The 15781-nt window shown below is 71.3% G+C and carries 15 protein-coding genes and 1 riboswitch; of the genes, 6 read left to right on the plus strand and 9 right to left on the minus strand.

Annotated features, from left to right (window positions below; translation table 11 throughout):
• Positions 1-181 precede the first annotated feature (181 nt).
• Positions 182-685, plus strand: a complete 504-nt coding sequence (locus tag ACIBJC_RS37235; protein ID WP_399300736.1) for a hypothetical protein — start codon at positions 182-184, stop codon at positions 683-685.
• 448 nt (positions 686-1133) lie between these two features.
• On the opposite strand, the gene ACIBJC_RS37240 is transcribed toward ACIBJC_RS37235, so the two are convergent.
• Positions 1134-1985 carry an alpha/beta fold hydrolase gene (locus ACIBJC_RS37240; RefSeq protein WP_399300739.1) on the minus strand — a complete coding sequence of 284 codons (852 nt, stop codon included), beginning with the start codon at positions 1983-1985 and terminating at the stop codon, positions 1134-1136.
• 61 nt (positions 1986-2046) lie between these two features.
• The gene (locus ACIBJC_RS37245; RefSeq protein WP_399300742.1) at positions 2047-2862 is read right to left on the minus strand and encodes an oxidoreductase; all 816 of its coding nucleotides are present in this window, start codon (positions 2860-2862) and stop codon (positions 2047-2049) included.
• A 196-nt stretch (positions 2863-3058) separates the two neighbouring features.
• On the opposite strand from ACIBJC_RS37245, the gene ACIBJC_RS37250 reads away from it, so the two are divergent.
• A complete protein-coding gene (locus tag ACIBJC_RS37250) occupies positions 3059-3622 on the plus strand; it encodes a TetR/AcrR family transcriptional regulator (protein WP_399300743.1) in 564 nt (187 codons plus the stop codon).
• 526 nt (positions 3623-4148) lie between these two features.
• Here the strand turns inward: ACIBJC_RS37250 and ACIBJC_RS37255 are convergent.
• Together ACIBJC_RS37255 and ACIBJC_RS37260 are read right to left on the minus strand one after the other, a co-directional pair.
• On the minus strand, positions 4149-5171 hold the full coding sequence (locus ACIBJC_RS37255; protein ID WP_399300746.1) for an ABC transporter permease: 1023 nt from the start codon (positions 5169-5171) through the stop codon (positions 4149-4151).
• Positions 5168-6172, minus strand: coding sequence for an ABC transporter ATP-binding protein (locus tag ACIBJC_RS37260; RefSeq protein ID WP_399300749.1), 1005 nt, complete (start codon positions 6170-6172; stop codon positions 5168-5170). The genes ACIBJC_RS37255 and ACIBJC_RS37260 overlap by 4 nt, the downstream gene beginning before the upstream one ends.
• Positions 6173-6487: 315 nt before the next feature.
• On the opposite strand from ACIBJC_RS37260, the gene ACIBJC_RS37265 reads away from it, so the two are divergent.
• Complete coding sequence (locus ACIBJC_RS37265) at positions 6488-7711, plus strand: sensor histidine kinase (protein ID WP_399300879.1); 1224 nt, start codon at positions 6488-6490, stop codon at positions 7709-7711.
• Positions 7708-8364 (plus strand): response regulator, encoded by a 657-nt coding sequence (locus ACIBJC_RS37270; protein ID WP_399300752.1) that lies wholly within the window; start codon positions 7708-7710, stop codon positions 8362-8364. The genes ACIBJC_RS37265 and ACIBJC_RS37270 overlap by 4 nt, the downstream gene beginning before the upstream one ends.
• Before the next feature lie 77 nt (positions 8365-8441).
• Here the strand turns inward: ACIBJC_RS37270 and metE are convergent, their stop codons facing one another.
• The 3 genes from metE to ACIBJC_RS37285 all read right to left on the minus strand — a co-directional run bounded on the left by metE (position 8442) and on the right by ACIBJC_RS37285 (position 12680).
• A complete protein-coding gene (gene metE / locus ACIBJC_RS37275; RefSeq protein ID WP_399300755.1) occupies positions 8442-10760 on the minus strand; it encodes a 5-methyltetrahydropteroyltriglutamate--homocysteine S-methyltransferase in 2319 nt (772 codons plus the stop codon).
• A gap of 162 nt (positions 10761-10922) precedes the next feature.
• Positions 10923-11121: riboswitch (cobalamin riboswitch) on the minus strand.
• A gap of 102 nt (positions 11122-11223) precedes the next feature.
• Complete coding sequence (locus ACIBJC_RS37280; protein WP_399300881.1) at positions 11224-12072, minus strand: SAM-dependent methyltransferase; 849 nt, start codon at positions 12070-12072, stop codon at positions 11224-11226.
• Positions 12073-12143: 71 nt separating this feature from the next.
• Entirely contained in the window at positions 12144-12680 is a 537-nt protein-coding gene (locus ACIBJC_RS37285) for an EF-hand domain-containing protein (protein WP_399300758.1), read from the minus strand.
• 323 nt (positions 12681-13003) lie between these two features.
• Here ACIBJC_RS37285 and ACIBJC_RS37290 point away from each other — a divergent pair, with 323 nt between their 5' ends.
• Positions 13004-13402 carry a pyridoxamine 5'-phosphate oxidase family protein gene (locus ACIBJC_RS37290; RefSeq protein WP_399300761.1) on the plus strand — a complete coding sequence of 133 codons (399 nt, stop codon included), beginning with the start codon at positions 13004-13006 and terminating at the stop codon, positions 13400-13402.
• A gap of 12 nt (positions 13403-13414) precedes the next feature.
• Here ACIBJC_RS37290 and ACIBJC_RS37295 read toward each other — a convergent pair whose 3' ends face one another.
• Both ACIBJC_RS37295 and ACIBJC_RS37300 read right to left on the minus strand, forming a co-directional pair.
• Positions 13415-13843: an ATP-binding protein gene (locus ACIBJC_RS37295; protein ID WP_399300764.1), complete on the minus strand. Its 429-nt coding sequence runs from the start codon at positions 13841-13843 to the stop codon at positions 13415-13417.
• Entirely contained in the window at positions 13840-14181 is a 342-nt protein-coding gene (locus ACIBJC_RS37300) for an ArsR/SmtB family transcription factor (protein ID WP_399300767.1), read from the minus strand. The genes ACIBJC_RS37295 and ACIBJC_RS37300 overlap by 4 nt, the downstream gene beginning before the upstream one ends.
• Positions 14182-14460: 279 nt before the next feature.
• On the opposite strand from ACIBJC_RS37300, the gene ACIBJC_RS37305 reads away from it, so the two are divergent.
• Positions 14461-15771 carry a Tn3 family transposase gene (locus ACIBJC_RS37305; protein ID WP_399300770.1) on the plus strand — a complete coding sequence of 437 codons (1311 nt, stop codon included), beginning with the start codon at positions 14461-14463 and terminating at the stop codon, positions 15769-15771.
• Positions 15772-15781 lie beyond the last annotated feature (10 nt).

A 15781-nucleotide genomic window follows, 5' to 3' on the forward strand; every position in this document is an offset into this window, starting at 1 on the left:
CCTTGCGTCATTGAATTACGATCGTTTGGCTTACGATCGTAAGCCTATTGCGCGATGGGGTGGATGGCAAGGAGCGGCTCCGGCGATCGCCGGGAATCTGCGGCTTGGCGCGGGAGGGGAAAGGGGGCGACGAAGGCGGCAGGTCACCGGTACGAGCCAGCAGTGGCGCCCGCCGACAGCCGTGCCCCGCGAGGTGTTCCTCGGCAGCCACCTCTACCGGCAGAACCGCGACCTGCTGTGGGAGCCGGTCTCCCGCAGCGACCTCGGCGAGGAGGGCTGGCTGCACCTGGCGTACGCCGACAAGACCCTGGTGACCCGGATCGGCGGACCGGGCGCCGCCACCACGCCGCAGGCGGGCCGGCCCACATCCTCGGCCACCCTGCCGTCACTGGTGGCGCGCGTGCTGGAGCTCCTCGGCATCGGCACCGGCACCGGCTGCTCCACCGCGCTGCTGGAGGGCGGCGAAGTCGGCGTGCGCCGTTTCGACGGCCTCCGGGTGCGCCTGGGTCTTCTCGTGCTCGGCCGGAGCCCGGTAGATGCTGGAGAGGCCGGGGCTCTGTCCTTTACGGCAGCCGGTGGGGATGAGCGGGCCGGGCTGGATGTCCTGGCCTCGAACTGCGGGGGGACCCGGACCCGGGTGCTGTTCAGCATTTCCCAGAACATGCCTGGTCCCACTTTTGAGTGAGAACGAGTTGTGACAGTGAATCCCGTGATCCGGACCGCTTCCGCCGACCGTTCTTGATCTCGCTCCGGGAAGGGGCGTCGTTTCTGCGAGTCGTCCGCCGTGGGGCATGCGGTCGGTGGATCTGCTGGCAGGCGGACGAGAAGGGGGCTGTGGACCCGGATCGCGTGATGGCCGCATGACTCCTGCGACTGCTCGTCAGGGCAGCTCGGGGTAGAGCGCTGCGACGCCACCGGCCAGTCCAGCCTGCACTTGGCGGCTGATGTCGTCCACGACGATCTTCTGGATGCCGTAGGCCGGCGGCCTGGGGTGACGGCGATGTCACGCCGGTTCGATCACGGTGAGGTTGTTGTGGACAACCGGTGGCATCGGTGCCGCGCCCGATCTCGTCGAGCAGTGCCGCGGAGGTCCACCCGTGTCAGCCGGCGGTGCCGGCGTGCGAGTGGGCGACTCAATCGGTGAGGAAGGCGGTCACCTGGGCGGCGAAGTCCTTGGCGTGCTGGAAGAGGAAGGCGTGGCCGGCGTCGCTGTAGGCGACGAGGGTGGAGTTGGGCAGGTGCTGGACGGCGGTGTAGGCGGCCAGCGCGGGGATCATCGCGTCCTGCATGCCGGTGGCGTACAGGACGGGCTGCCCGATGGCCGCCAGGTCCGCCCGCACCTGCTCGAAGGGGATCGACGCGTCCTTCTGGATCGCGGCGATCTGGCCCATGGCGGCGGCTCGGGACACGTCGGGGAGCCCTGCGGCCAGCCGGGTGGCGGCCCGGGCGAGGTATGCGTGACCGGCGGTGCGTCCGGTGTCGGTTTCGGGGAAGAACAGGAACACCAGGTCGTCGTCGGTGACCTCGGGTTTGGTCATGGTGGCCCCGACCTTCGGGTTCGGGGCGGGCGCGCCGGGCACCGTGCCGCCCGGACCGGCGGCCGCCACGACCAGCCTGCGCACCAGGTCGGGCCGCCGGAGGGTGATGTGCTGGGCGACGGTGCCGCCCAGCGTCCAGCCGAGCAGGTCGACCCGGTCCAGGCCGAGGGCCTCGATGAACTCCAGGGTGCCGGCGGCGAGCCCTTCGACGGAGTCGGGCGGGGTGCCGGTGGTGTAGCCGGTGCCGACGTTGTCGAACACGATCACGTCGTGGCCGGCGGCGAGGTGCTCCAGGAACTGCGGGTCCCACGCGTCCAGGGTGCCCCGGACCCGGTTGAGCAGGACCAGCGGGAGGCCGCCGCGCGGACCGATGCGCCGGTAGGTGAACGTCGCGGAGGGGCCTTCCACGGTGAGGTTCTCGGCCGTGTCTGCCAGATAGGTGGTCATGGCGAACGTCGCTTCCTTGTCGCTGTGTTGTGCTGTGTTGTGCTGTGCGGTGTGGGGGTGGTCAGGCGGGCAGCTGGTTCTGCTTGCGCAGCTGCTGGTCGAACATGCGGGCGGGGACCAGGCGGCGCATGGTGCGCACCCGTCCGGTCATGGCGCCGGCGGTGTAGCGCAGCTTCGGCTTGGCGTCGGTCGCCGCCGCGACGATCTCCTTGGCCACGACGGTGGGAGCGTCGCCGTCCTTGACCGCCGAGGCCATGTATTCCTCGAAGACGTGGCGCTGCTCGGCGTAGACCTCCAGGGGCAGGTCAGGGCGCACGCTGGCCGCGTCGAAGGCGGTGCTGGTCCAGGCGGGTTCCACCAGCAGGACCCGCACGCCGTACTGACGGACCTCGTGGTCGACGGACTCCGAGTAGCCCTCGACGGCGTGCTTGGAGGCGGCGTAGACCGCCATGTAGGGCTGCGGCATGAACCCGACGATGGACGACAGATTGACGATGCGCCCGCTGCCCTGGGCGCGCATGTGCGGCAGAACGGCATTCGTCATACGGATCACACCGAACACGTTGATGTCGAAGACGCCCTGCGCCTGCGCCACGGAGCTCTCCTCGGCGGCGCCCGCCGAGCCGACGCCGGCGTTGTTGACCAGGAGGTCGATCCGCCCGAACCGGTCGATCACCGAGGCGACCGCGGCCGTCACCGACGCGTCGCTGGCCACATCCAGGTCGAGGAAGGTCACGCCCTTCAGCGGGGCGACGTGCGCGGTGTCGCGGCTGGTGCCGACCACCTCGTAGCCCTGTGCGGCCAGCGCGAGGGCGGCTTCCTTTCCGATGCCGGAGGACGCACCCGTCACGAGGGCCACCGGTCGTGTTGTCGCCATTTCGGGCTCCTGGCTCAGGGGGACTCGTTCGTCCCGCTTTAGGGGGTTGGCCAGTTCGACAACCCCGTATCTGTTTCACGACAGTATCAGGTATTGCTTTAATGGCAACATGGACGGATCGACTATCTAGGTAGTCGTAGCGCTCACGTATCGTCTATGGCGGATCGAGAGATGAACGTCGAGTAAGGAGAAGGACATGGTCCGAGCACTACGGGCAGACGCCGAGCGCAGCGTGCGCGCGATTCTGGAGGCGGCCGAGCAAGTCCTCGCCGAAGACGCCGGCGCCTCGATGGAGCAGATCGCCGAGGCGGCGGGGCTGACCAGGATCACCGTGCACCGGCGGTTCGCGAACCGGCAGGCACTGCTGGAGGCGCTCGCCGTCAACGCGAAGCAGCAGCTCATCGACGCGATCGAGGAAGCACGGCCCGATGCCTCTCCCGCACTCGTGGCGCTGCACCGGGTGACCGCGAACGTCCTGCGGGTCAAGAGCACCTGGCGCTTCACTCTCAGCCACGCCACCGCCCACACGAGCACCGCAGCCGCACTCTGGGAGGAGATCAACACCCACACCGTAAAACTCCTGGTCCGGGCGCAGCAGGAGGGCCTGCTCGCCCCGGACGCGGACCTGGAATGGGTGCGGCAGGTGTACTACGCCCTCCTCAGCGAAGCCCTCAACAGGCCCGGCGCGGACCAGGACCCGGACGCGCTGGCCACGCTCGTCATCGACACACTCCTGCACGGCGCGGGACCACACGGCTGAGCCGGTTCACCCGTCAATGACACGGCGCCACCGGGCCGGCGCCCACAGGTGGGTGACACAGACGCACGTCATCGAGGACATCGGCCGGGCCGCAAGCGCACGGCGCCTCGGCATACCGCGCCGGGCGCATCCGACGCCGAAGGGACGGCATACGGAGGCGGTGGAGGCCGGCCAGTCGTCCGCGTCAGGGTGACCCCGGCGGCCTTGTACGACCGCCGCATCAGCCACCGCAGTCAAGGATCCCCTTCACCCGCGCGGCAACGGCTGACGTATCCACAGCCTGTGCGCCGCCGGTCGAGCAGGAGGCCGAGGCACTCCCGGCCCTCGGTAGCACGACCAGGTACCACGCAACACGAACGCTCACGGTCTTGTAATGCGCAGGTCGTCGGCTCGAATCCGACAGGGGGCTCCGAGGAAGCCCAGGTCGGATGCTGTCCGACCTGGGCTTCTCGCTGTGTTGCGGCCCGGGTGTGACGCCAGGGGTGCCAGGCGCCCGTGGGTCCCCGTGGTGCTCCGGTCCCGTGGATCACAGGAGGCGCTTGCGGCCCCAGGTGAGGATGAAGGCGACGACGGCGGCCGTGATCGTGAGCATGGCGCCCGCCCCGAGCCACTGCATCGTCTGCATCTGGTCGACCGGGAGGTAGTCGATGGCCCATCCGATGACGTCCTTGGACTGCAGGCAGGCGGTGTGTGCCCGGTCGTTCTCGATCTGGTCGAGGCAGGTCATCCAGTCCAGGCGGTCGCCGGAGCCGGTGAGGAAGTAGGTGCCCTGGCCCTGCTGCTCCGCCTCGGCGGGCAGCTCCGGCGGTGTCATGCCGGGGCCGACGCCCTGGTCGGTGCTGATCGACATGACGTGTCCCAGGCTCCGCCAGACCTCGCTCCAGAGGAACTCGATCGCCACGACGATGCCGAGCGTGACCACCATCGAGACCAGCGTGCGGCGCAGGAGCAGGCCGGCCGCCACGCCCACGGTGAACGTGAGCAGGGCGTAGGCCACCGGTACGACCCCCGTGACACTGAAGAGGGAGGTCCACATGAGGCCGTCGGAAAGTCCCTTGACCGGGCCCCACCACCGGGTGAAGACGGCGGCGAGCACGCCGGTCGACAGGGCGAGCATCGCGGCGGGAACGGCGAGTTTCGTGGTGAGCCACCGCAGTCGGCTGACGGACTGCGAGGTCACCAGCTTGGCGGTGCCGGACTCCAGGTCGCCCGCGATGAGCGGAGCCCCGAGGAGGACGCCGGCCAGGACAGGAATGTAGCTGAGGTAGCTCCCGATGCTCAGCAGACGGTCGACGTGGGTCTCGAACTCGGGCGGCAGGCCGCCGGACCTCCGTGAGGTCGGCTCCTGGGTGCCCAGGAAGTCCATCATCTGCCCGCGCAGGTAGAGCATGGCGGCCACGCCGACGAGGGTGGCGGCGATGATCGTCCAGAACGCGGCGCGGTGCTGGCGCCAGACGAGCCAGACCGTACCGCCGAGCCGGGGCATCACGTTCTTCCGGGTGGGGCCGGCGGGTGCCGCGTGGGCCGGTTCACGGGTGAGCGTGGTCATGCGGTCACAGCCTTCGTACGGTCGTGGGTGAGGATGTCGTGGATGTCGCCGACCCGGGCGCTGGGGGCGATCAGCGCGGGCGCGTCGGGGGACCGCAGATAGGCGAGCAGCAACTCCTCCAGGGTGGGCGGCTCGGCCGGCCCGCCGTACTCGATCGGTGAGCCGAGACGTACCAGGAGGCCCGGCCGGCCCTCGCCGCTGCGGGACTCGATGACCTGGTGCGGGGCGACGGCGGGGGGCGAGCCGTCCGCCGGGACGGCGAACAGGGCGTGTGCGGCGCGCAGTTCGTTCACCTCGCCCGCGAGACGCAGACCGCCGTTCGCGATGACGAGGAGGTAGTCGCAGATGTACTCCAGCTCGGCGAGCATGTGCGAGGACACCAGCACCGTCGTGCCGTGCTGGGCGGCCTCCGTCCTCAGCGTGGTCATCAGCTCGCGGCGGACCAGCGGGTCCAGATCGGACATCGGCTCGTCGAGGATGAGCAGATCGGGGCGCTTCCCGAAGGCCAGGGCGAAGGCGACGCGGGTGCGCTGTCCGCCGGACAGGGTGCCGATCTTCGCCTCCATCGGCACCTGGCCCGCGCGGACGATGCCCTCGGCGACCTCCTGGTCCCAGCGGGGGTTGAGTTCGTGGCCCAGCCGCAGGGTCTCGGCCACGGTGAAGCGCCGGAACAGCGGCTTCTCCTGGGTCAGGAACGCGGTGCGCAGGACGGACTCCGTCGACCCCGGTGCCGCTCCGAACACCCGCAGGGCGCCGGTCGTCGGCCGGATCATGTTGTTGGCCAGGCCCATCAGGGTGCTCTTGCCTGCGCCGTTGGGGCCGACGAGGCCGCAGACCCGCCCGGCGGGCAGCCGGAAGGAAACGTTCCGCAGCGCCCAGCCGCGCCGGTACTTCTTGCCGAGCCCCTGAGCCTCGATCGCCGACTCGCCGGAGCCGGAGCCGGCGCCGACGGGCCGTGCGAACTCCGTTCCGCTTCCGTGGTGCGTCACCGCGTGGTCCATGTGGGGCTCCTGTGCGTGGGGGGAGGGGAGGTGGAGGGGAGGGGAGAGGGGAGGGGGGAAATGAGGAGGAGGGGAAAAGGGAGAGTGAGCGGGGGCCTGCCTGCGTGGGCTCCGGCGCCTCCGGCGTCCCCGCCCGGGTGGCGTCGGCCGTGGTCATGACATGCTCCTTATGCAATGAATGGCGAACGCCGCCCGGTGGAACCACTCTCCTCGGCCGCGTCCCGCGGCGGATCGGGCGAAAGGCAGATCATGCGCGGCCGGCTGCGACTTTCGGCCGGTCGGCGAGAGAGACGACGGTGGACGACGGTGGATGAGATGGCACGGGCGGCGTACGGAGCGACCGCAGCCGCGGCCACCAGGGGCGAGGGGCGTTCGCTGCCCCTGCCCGTCACGGGGTGGCTGCTGGTGGTCGCGGGCCTGGTCGGCCTCGTCCTGCTGGACTGCGTGGGGGATTTCTACTGGCTCGGCGAAAGCAGCCTCATCCAGCTGGGCCTCGCCAAGCTCGGCAGTGCCCTGCTGGCCCTCGCCGGCGTCGTGGTGTCGCCGCGGCTCGACGGCCGGGCGCTGTCGGTGGCCGCCTGCGCACTCGCGTTCGTGTCGCTGTGCGTCTCGGTCCTGCTGCGCGTGGAGCTGTCGGTCAGCTCGCTGGCGTACGGATTCGCCGAACCGGCCGCACTGGCGGCGCTCCTGCTGCTCGTCGCCTGGCGGGGGAAGCCGTCATGGGCGGCGTTGGCCGTCCCCCTGCTGTGCGCGGCGATCGTGCTGCGGCCGGTGTCGATCAATATGCGGCAGTCCACCACCATCCTGGCGCTGCTCTTCGCCCTGGGAGCGGTCACGGCGCTGAGTGTCGGCCTCGTGATGCGTCTGCTCCTGGCGGACCGGCGGCGGCAGGCGGCGGCGCTCAGGCTGGAGCAGCGTACGGAGTTCGCCAGGGACCTGCACGACTTCGTCGCCCACCACGTGACCGGCATCGTCGTCCAGGCACAGGGAGCCCAGGCGATGGCGGACCGGCGGCCCGAACTGGTGCCGCCCGCGCTGGAGCGGATCGAACAGGCGGGTTCGGAGGCGCTGACCTCCATGCGGCACATGGTGGGGATGCTGCGCGACGCCGACGGGGAGGTGGCGCTGACACCGCTGGCGGGCATCGGCGAAGTGCGGTCGCTGGTCGAGGAGTTCTCGGCCGTCGGTGGCGCCCGGGCCCGGCTCGATCTGGAGGGGAGCTTCGACGACCTGCCGGTGGAGGTGACCACCACCGCACACCGGGTGGTGATGGAGGCCCTCACCAACGTACGTAAACACGCTCACGGCTGCACCGAGGTACGGGTGCGCGTGGACCGCTCGGGCAACCAGGTCACCGTACGGGTCGGCGACGACGGGCAGCCGCGCCATGTCTCCCACGGCGGCTTCGGGTTGAAGGGCCTGGCCGAGCGGGTGGGCCTGGTCGGCGGAAGGGTCCAGGCGGGGCCGGTGGCGGGCGACGGCGGCTGGGCTGTCGAGGCGACGCTCCCGGTGTCCACGGCCGGGGTGATGGTCTCGTGACGATCCGTGTGCTGATCGCCGACGACCAGGCGATGGTCCGTGCCGGGTTCACGATGATCCTCGCCGCTGAGGACGACATCGAGGTCGTCGGGGAGGCCAAGGACGGGGTGCACGCCGTGGAACTCGCCGAGCGCCACCGGCCCGACGTGGTGCTGATGGACATCCGCATGCCCCGCATGGACGGGCTGGAGGCGCTGCGCCGGCTGACCCGCCCCGGCACCGTGAATCCGCCGAAGGTCGTCGTGGTCACGACGTTCGACGACGACGAGTACGTCCAGCGCGCCCTGAGCGAGGGCGCCTCCGGCTTCCTGATCAAGGACTCGGGGCCGGCCCTGCTGGTCGAGGCCATCAGGGCGGCGGCCTCAGGCGAGGCGCTGGTGAGCCCGGCCATCACCGTACGGTTGCTGCGGCGCGTCAACAACGCGGCGCCCGCCCCCCGGGAGCCGCACACCGCGCTCTCCGAACGGGAGAAGGACCTGGTGCGTCTGGTGGCCAGAGGGCTGACCAACGCGGAGATCGCCGCCGAACTGACCATCTCGGTGGGCACGGTGAAGACCCATCTCGGCAACGTGCAGGTCAAACTGCCCGCCCGCAACCGGGTGGAGATCGCCGCCTGGGCCTGGGAATCCGGCCTGGTCGACGGGCGGCGGTGAGAGGCGAGCGGTAGGCGGAGACGGAAAAGCGGGGGCCGGGGCGTCCGTACGCGCCCCGGCCCCCGCGGGGCTCTCCGTCAGGACGTGGGCAGTTCGCCCCGGACCGTGCGGGCCGCGGTGACCAGGTTCTCCAGGGACGCCCTGGTCTCGGGCCAGCCGCGGGTCTTCAGGCCGCAGTCGGGGTTGACCCACAGGCGTTCGGCGGGGATGGCCGCCAGGCCCTCGCGGAGCAGGGCGGCGGCCTCGTCCGCACTGGGGACGCGCGGGGAGTGGATGTCGTACACGCCGGGGCCCGCCTCGCGGGGGTAGCCGTGGGCGGCGAGTTCGCGGGCGACCTGCATGTGGGAGCGGGCCGCTTCCAGGCTGATGACGTCGGCGTCGAGGTCGTCGATGGCCTGGACGATGTCGCCGAACTCGGCGTAGCACATGTGGGTGTGGATCTGGGTGTCCGGGCGTACGCCGCCGGTGGTGAGGCGGAAGGACTCGGTGGCCCAGTCCAGGTACGCGGCGCGGTCGGCGGCGCGCAGGGGCAGCGTTTCGCGGAGGGCGGGTTCGTCGACCTGGATGACCGAGGTGCCGCCCGCTTCCAGGTCGCCGACCTCGTCGCGCAGGGCGAGGGCGACCTGCCGGGCGGTGTCGCCGAGCGGCTGGTCGTCGCGGACGAAGGACCAGGCGAGCATGGTGACGGGCCCGGTCAGCATGCCCTTGACGGGGCGGTTGGTGAGGGACTGGGCGTACGAGGTCCAGCGCACCGTCATCGGTTCGGGGCGCGAGATGTCGCCGGCCAGCACCGGCGGGCGGACGTAGCGGGTCCCGTAGGACTGCACCCAGCCGTGCCGGGTGGCGAGGTAGCCGGTGAGCTGTTCGGCGAAGTACTGCACCATGTCGTTGCGTTCGGGTTCGCCGTGGACCAGGACGTCGATCCCGGTCTTCTCCTGGAAGGAGATGACCTCGCCGATCTCGGCGCTGATGCGCTCCTCGTAACCGGCCGTGTCGATCCGGCCCGCGCGCAGGTCGGCGCGGGCGGTGCGCAACTCGTCGGTCTGCGGGAACGAGCCGATGGTCGTCGTCGGCAGCAGCGGCAGCGCGAGGTGGGCGCGCTGGGCGGCGGCGCGCTCGGGGTACGGCTGCGAGCGGCGGCCGTCGGCGTCGGTGACGGCGGCGGTCCTGGCCCGTACGGCCGGGTCGTGGGTGAGCGCCGAGTTCGTACGGGAGGCGAGGTCGGCGCGGTTGGCGGCGATCTCCGCGGCGATGGCGTCGGTGCCCTGGGCCAGCCCCGTGGCCAGGGTGACGATCTCGGCGGTCTTCTGCCGGGCGAAGGCGAGCCAGCGCAGGACGCCCGGGTCGATGTCGCGTTCGGCGGCGGTGTCGAGCGGTACGTGCAGCAGGGAGCAGGACGCGGCCACGTCGACCCGGTCGGCCAGGCCGAGGAGCGTCCCCAGGGTGGCGAGGGACTTCTCGTAGTCGTTGATCCAGATGTTGCGGCCGTTGACGACGCCCGCGACGAGCCGCTTGCCGGGGAGTCCACCGGCGGCGGCGAGGTCTTCGAGGTTGGCGGCGCCGGCGTCGGTGAAGTCCAGCGCCAGGCCCTCGACGGGGGCCTTCGCCAGGACGGGCAGGGCGTCGCCGAGCCGGTCGAAGTAGGAGGCGACCAGGAGCTTGGGCCGGTCGGCCGCCCCGCCGAGGTCGCGGTAGGCGCGGGCGGCGGCGTTCAGCTCGGCGCGCGTACGGTCCTGGACGAGCGCGGGCTCGTCGAGCTGCACCCACTCGGCGCCTGCGGCGCGCAGGTCGGCGAGGACCTCGGCGTAGACGGGCAGCAGCCTGTCCAGCAGGGTCAGCGGCTCGAAGTCGGCGGCCACGCCGGGGGCGGGCTTGGAGAGCAGGAGATACGTGACGGGGCCGACGAGGACCGGGCGGGCGGTGTGCCCGAGCGTGAGGGCCTGCGTCAGCTCGGCGACCTGCCGGGTGGAGTCGGCGGTGAAGACGGTGTCGGGGCCGAGCTCGGGGACGAGGTAGTGGTAGTTCGTGTCGAACCACTTCGTCATCTCCAGCGGCGCCACGTCCTTGGTGCCGCGGGCCATCGCGAAGTAGCCGTCGAGCGCGTCGGCCGTGACGGCCGCACGGTGCCGCTCGGGTACGGCGCCGACCATGACGCTGGTGTCCAGGACGTGGTCGTAGTACGAGAAGTCGCCGGTCGGCACCTCGTGGACGCCGGCGTCGGCCATCTGCCGCCAGTTCGCCCGGCGCAGACCTGCCGCCGTCTCCCGGAGGGCTTCCGCGGTGACGCGGCCCTTCCAGTACCCCTCGACGGCCTTCTTCAGTTCCCGGTTCGGGCCCTGGCGGGGGTAGCCGTACACGGTGGCTCGTGCTGCCGCGGCTGCGGACTTCGGTGTCACGGAAATCTCCTTCGCGAGATGACTCCTGAACATCCCGGGGACGGGACGCGGGCGCGAAGGGGTGACGGGACCCGACGATCGGTGCGGCGCCTCGGGCGCGCTCGTCCGTCCGGTATGTACGCCGACCCGCCCACGAGGTCACCGGGATATCCGTACGCGAACGGTCGCGTACGGGCAACGGGCAGGTCTTCGGACTCGCGGGCACATCTGCCGAGGCAGACACCTACTGGCCGTCGCTTCCCGGATCCGTGCGGATCCAGTGCGTATGACGGCGGTCGTTCCCGCTCACCGCTGCGGGGCAGTCCCGGATTCCCACCGGGTTCCCTCTTACGACGCGTCTGCCTGGAGGGCAGGGCGAACCAGCTGCACGCGCCACGATAGAGCGTGGACGCCTCCGTGGACCAACCTTGGCCGAACTTGTTCACATTCCGCAGACGCTAGGAAGCTCCGACCTGCGGGGGTGTCATCCGCTTCCGGGCTGCGGGGCGGGCGTCTCCGCGAAGATCCAGCGGTTGGCCGCCAGCGGGTCGTCCGGTTCGGGGAAGGGGCCGTGGTCGTGGAGGCGGGTGAAGTCGTACGGGGAGCGGACCGAGACCGACCAGCCCCGCCGGGCGAGTGCGGCGGCCGAGGCGGGGCGCGGCTCCGGGTCGAAGAGGGCCGGCAGGTCGAGGCCGATCTGCTCCCTCGCCGTGGTGTAGAGGGGGTGGGCGCGCACCTTCGCCCCCTCCACCTCCTTGATCTCGTACGCCAGTGTGCTCCCGGCCGTGCTCAGCCCGGCCACCGTCGCGATGAGGTGCCGCTCGGCCGCCGCCGGGAGGTAGAGCAGCAGCCCCTCGGCGAGCCAGGCGGTCGGTACGGCCGGGTCGAAGCCCGCGTCGATCAGCGCGTCGCCCCAGTCGAACCGGAGGTCGGCCGCGAGCGGTCTGCGGTCGGCCGTGGGGACGGCCCCCGCCCGGTCGAGCACCGCCTGTTTGAAGGCGAGCATCTCCGCGGTGTCGACCTCGTGGATCACGCAGCCGGGCGGCCAGCCGAGCCGGAACGCCCGGGAGTCCAGGCCCGCGCCCAGCAGCACCACCTGGCGCACGCCCGCCTCCACCGTACGGAGCAGATGGTCGTCCAGGACCCGGGTGCGTACGGCGAAGTAGCGGCCGAGCCGTTCCCAGAACGGGTTCGTGTGTCCCCCGGGCACCTGGTCCGCCCGGACCGGCCAGCCGGCCGAGGCCGGTGCCGCCCGGACGAAGTGCTCCGCGAACTCGTCCCGCGCCAGGGGGGCGGGCCGGTGGGTCTCGATGGCCCGCGCGGCGGCCACCATGAGGGCGGTCAGGCCCACGCCGCCCGCCGTGTCGGGGTCCCGTTCCGGGGCCGTGCCGTCGAGGGACGGGGTCACAGAGCCACGCCCGCGGTCAGGTGGTCCCCGGCGATGCCGGCCTTCTCGGGGCGGTAGTACTCCCTGATGGCCTCCGCCCAGGCGTCCACCCCGACGCGGTCGTCGTCCGTGGGCCCCAGGGCGTCGAACAGCGCCTCGATGTTGGCCTGTTGGAAGCCGACGGCTGTCAACACGGCCATGAAGGCGGGGCGCGCGACGAGTCCGTCGTCCTCCGGCGAGCCGAGCGCGCTCATCGCGCGGGCGAACGCGTCGCTCGCCGCGTCGAACCGCGCCGGATTCAGCACACAGGCGGTGAACTCCTCCTGGCTGACCCGTCCGTCGCCGTCGGCGTCCAGCTCGGTGACGAGCGTCGTCCAGAACCGGCGGAAGGCGTCGAGCATCGCCTGCTTCCTGGCGCCACCGGCCGTGGGGACCGCCGAGACCACGCGGCTCCCCATCAACGCGAAGTCGTCGGCCTCCAGCAGGCCGTTCCCGTCCGCGTCGAACAGGGAGAAGACGAGCTGGACACGGTTGGTCGCCTCGACGGTACGCATGGCGCTCACCTCTGCTTTCCGGGCTTCCGGGTCTTCCGGGCTTCCGGGTCGTTGGGCCGCTGTCCCCTCACTATCCGGTCGGCGTGGGGGCGGCGGTCGGGAAAGGCCGTCGCGTGCACACGAACGAGGGCAATACGCGGGCCGGTGCATGAAAGGCCGCGGTCCTGGAAAGCGAAGGCGTTCCGCCGGTCCGGCCTCGTCCGGCCTTGTCCATTGGCGTCCGTCGGCGTCCGGTTCTCCGCACGTAGCATGGGGTGGGCGGGCCACCCGCTCCGCCGGGGGACGGACACGTCCCCTCCCGCCCGTCCCGAAAGACGTCCCCCATGGCATCACGCACCCTGCTCGCGGATCCGGCCTTTCTCGCGTTCTGGGAGGAGCGCCATGTGTGCCTGCTGGCCACCCGCCGCCCCGACGGCACCCCGCATCTGGTGCCCGTAGGGGTGACCTACGATCCGTCGGCCGGTATCGCCCGCGTCATCACCGGCGGTGCGACGGCGAAGGCCCGGAACGTCATCGCGGCGGGGCCTGACGCGTACGTCGCGGTCAGCCAGTTCGACGGAGCACGGTGGGCCACGCTCGAAGGGACCGCCGTGGTCAACCGCGACCCGGAAGCGGTCGCCGAGGCGGAACGGCGCTACACCCGGCGCTACAAGCCGCCCCGCGTCAACCCGGAGCGGGTGGCGATCGAGATCACCGTGACCCGGGCCATGGGAAGGGTCTGAGGCTTCCTGGGGTCAGAGCGGGAGCGTGATGCAGATGCTCTTGCCTCCGCCGTCCCCGTCCTGGCGTACGACCGCGGAGCCCGCGAGGCTGGACGTGAGTTCGACGACGGTGGCCAGCCCCTTGTTGCCGGTGTCCGTGCCGGTCGTGGTACGCAGGGAGGGCTGATAGGGGTGGCGGTCGTGGACGGCGAACACGAGGGTGTCGTGGCCGGCCGCGTAGCTGACGGTGAGGCTGGGGGAGACGGACGCGGCGTGCCTGACGCTGTTGGTGACCAGTTCGCTCAGGATCAACAGGGCCGCGTCGACGGTGGGATGGTGCGGGCTGATGCCCCACTCGGCCAGCAACTGCTGGGTGGTCTCGCGTGCCGTCCGTACGGCCGCGGGCTTGGCGGGGAGCGTCAGCACATGGCGGTGGGGCAGCGGGGCGATGCGCCGGGTCATCGCGCGGAGACCTCGGATTCCCGTAGTTCTTCCAGGAGTTGGTGCTGACCGGCCAGCATCTCGGTCAGGATCCGCCGCGCGGCCCGCAGCAGTTCCGCGACGTCTCCGCCCGCCAGTTCGTAGACGACGGTCGGGCCCTCGCGGCTGGAGGTGACGATCCCGGAGCGGCGCAGCACGGCCAGTTGCTGGGAGAGCGCGGAGGGCTCGATCTCGATCTCGGCGAGCAGGTCCCGTACGGGCATCGGGCCGTCCTGGAGCAGCTCCAGTACCCGGATGCGCACCGGATGCCCCAGCATCCGGAAGAACTCCGCCTTCGCCTGGTACAGCGGAACCCCCACGAAACCCTCGCTCTCCCTCTCGCCGCACCGCCCCCACGCCGGGGCGCACGGCCCGTACAGCATCTAGGCAATTGCAGAAGTTTGCAATTCCTGGGGGAGGTGGAACGGCCGTGCGATGCCCGCGGGGTGGACCGGGCTGTCCGTACGCGGCCTCGGGGAACATCGGTACAGCGGTTGGCGCCGAGAACGATCATGGTCAGCCAGCACACCGGCCGGAGGCCCCGCTGGGGTTCGCGGAAAGATCGCCGGGCGGGCACCGGTGCCGGCTACGGTCCGCTCGTGCCGGTGGAGTTTCTGACTGATGAGCAGGCTGAGGCGTACGGGACGTTCGCCGAGGAGCCGACCCGCCCCGAGCTGGAGCGGTTCTTCTTCCTGGACGACGTCGACCGCGATCTGATCGTGCGGCGGCGCTCCACGCACCACCAACTGGGCTTCGCGCTCCAGATGTGCACGGTGCGCTACATCGGCCGGTTCCTCCCGGACGGCCCGCTCGACGCCCCGTGGCCGGTGATCGAGCACCTGGCCGCGCAGCTCGGCATCGAGGACCCGTCGGTGGTGGAGCGGTACACCGAGCGGCCGAAGACGGCGTACGAGCACGCGTGGGAGATCAGGGACGCCTACGAGTACCGCGAGTACGAGGATGCGGAGTGGCCGCGGCGGTTCCGTACGTTCCTGCACGGGCGTGCGTGGACGCATGCCGAGGGGCCGAAGGCGCTGTTCGACCACGCGGTGGGGTGGCTGCGCCGCAACCGGGTGCTGCTGCCGGGGGTGAGTGTGCTGGCCCGGCAGGTGTCGGACGTGCGGAAGGTCGCGGACAGGCGGCTGCATGCCACCGTCGCGGGAGCCGCGCGCCGCGCGGATGCGGCGCTGCCCGGTGACCTGGGCTACAACTTCAGCCCGCGGTTCCGCGACCTGGACGACCAGCGGTTCTGGCGGGCCACGATGCCCGGGGTGGAGACCGGGACGTACGGAGTGCTGGAGGACCTGGCCCGCAACCGCGTGAACCTGAACAGGGTGATCACGCAGTGGCCGGACATGCTGAGGGTCGCCGGTTCCCTGGTCACCAACCAGGTCCGTGCCTACGACCTGCTGCGGATGTTCGGCCGCGAGGGACGCCCCGCCCCGCTGGGGCAGGCGTTCGCCGAGTACGGGCGCATCGCCAGGACCGAACACCTGCTCCGCGTGGTCGACCCGGTCGACGACACCTACCGCCGCCAGATGAACCGGCAGCTCACCGTGCAGGAGTCCCGCCACAAGCTCGCCCGCGATGTGTGCCACGGCAAGCGCGGAACCATCCACCAGGCGTACCGCGACGGCATGGAGGACCAGCCCGGCGCGCTCGGTCTGGTCCTCGACGCCATCGTGCTCTGGACGACGCGCTACGTCGACGCCGCCGTCGCCCAGCTCCAGGCCGAAGGCCACGAACTCCGCGACGAGGACATTGCCCGCCTGTCCCCGCTCAAGCACCGCAACCTGAACCTGCTCGGCCGCTACAGCTTCCCCGCCTCCACCCCGGCCGCCGGCGCCCTGCGCCCGCTGCGCGACCCGGATGCGCCGGAGCTGGACGAGGACGAGTCGGCGGCCGACTGAAGCGGGCCTG

The sequence above is a fragment of the Streptomyces sp. NPDC050509 genome (assembly GCF_044457965.1).
Lineage (GTDB): Bacteria > Actinomycetota > Actinomycetes > Streptomycetales > Streptomycetaceae > Streptomyces.

Excerpts from the sequence above, each read along its gene's own strand:
- ACIBJC_RS37285 (WP_399300758.1), bottom strand. The coding sequence starts at position 12,680 with ATGCGTACCGTCGAGGCGACCAACCGTGTCCAGCTCGTCTTCTCCCTG.
- ACIBJC_RS37265 (WP_399300879.1), top strand. The coding sequence starts at position 6,488 with ATGGCACGGGCGGCGTACGGAGCGACCGCAGCCGCGGCCACCAGGGGC.
- ACIBJC_RS37250 (WP_399300743.1), top strand. The coding sequence starts at position 3,059 with ATGGTCCGAGCACTACGGGCAGACGCCGAGCGCAGCGTGCGCGCGATT.
- ACIBJC_RS37245 (WP_399300742.1), bottom strand. The coding sequence starts at position 2,862 with ATGGCGACAACACGACCGGTGGCCCTCGTGACGGGTGCGTCCTCCGGC.
- ACIBJC_RS37290 (WP_399300761.1), top strand. The coding sequence starts at position 13,004 with ATGGCATCACGCACCCTGCTCGCGGATCCGGCCTTTCTCGCGTTCTGG.
- ACIBJC_RS37280 (WP_399300881.1), bottom strand. The coding sequence starts at position 12,072 with ATGGTGGCCGCCGCGCGGGCCATCGAGACCCACCGGCCCGCCCCCCTG.
- ACIBJC_RS37260 (WP_399300749.1), bottom strand. The coding sequence starts at position 6,172 with ATGGACCACGCGGTGACGCACCACGGAAGCGGAACGGAGTTCGCACGG.
- ACIBJC_RS37255 (WP_399300746.1), bottom strand. The coding sequence starts at position 5,171 with ATGACCACGCTCACCCGTGAACCGGCCCACGCGGCACCCGCCGGCCCC.
- ACIBJC_RS37295 (WP_399300764.1), bottom strand. The coding sequence starts at position 13,843 with ATGACCCGGCGCATCGCCCCGCTGCCCCACCGCCATGTGCTGACGCTC.
- ACIBJC_RS37240 (WP_399300739.1), bottom strand. The coding sequence starts at position 1,985 with ATGACCACCTATCTGGCAGACACGGCCGAGAACCTCACCGTGGAAGGC.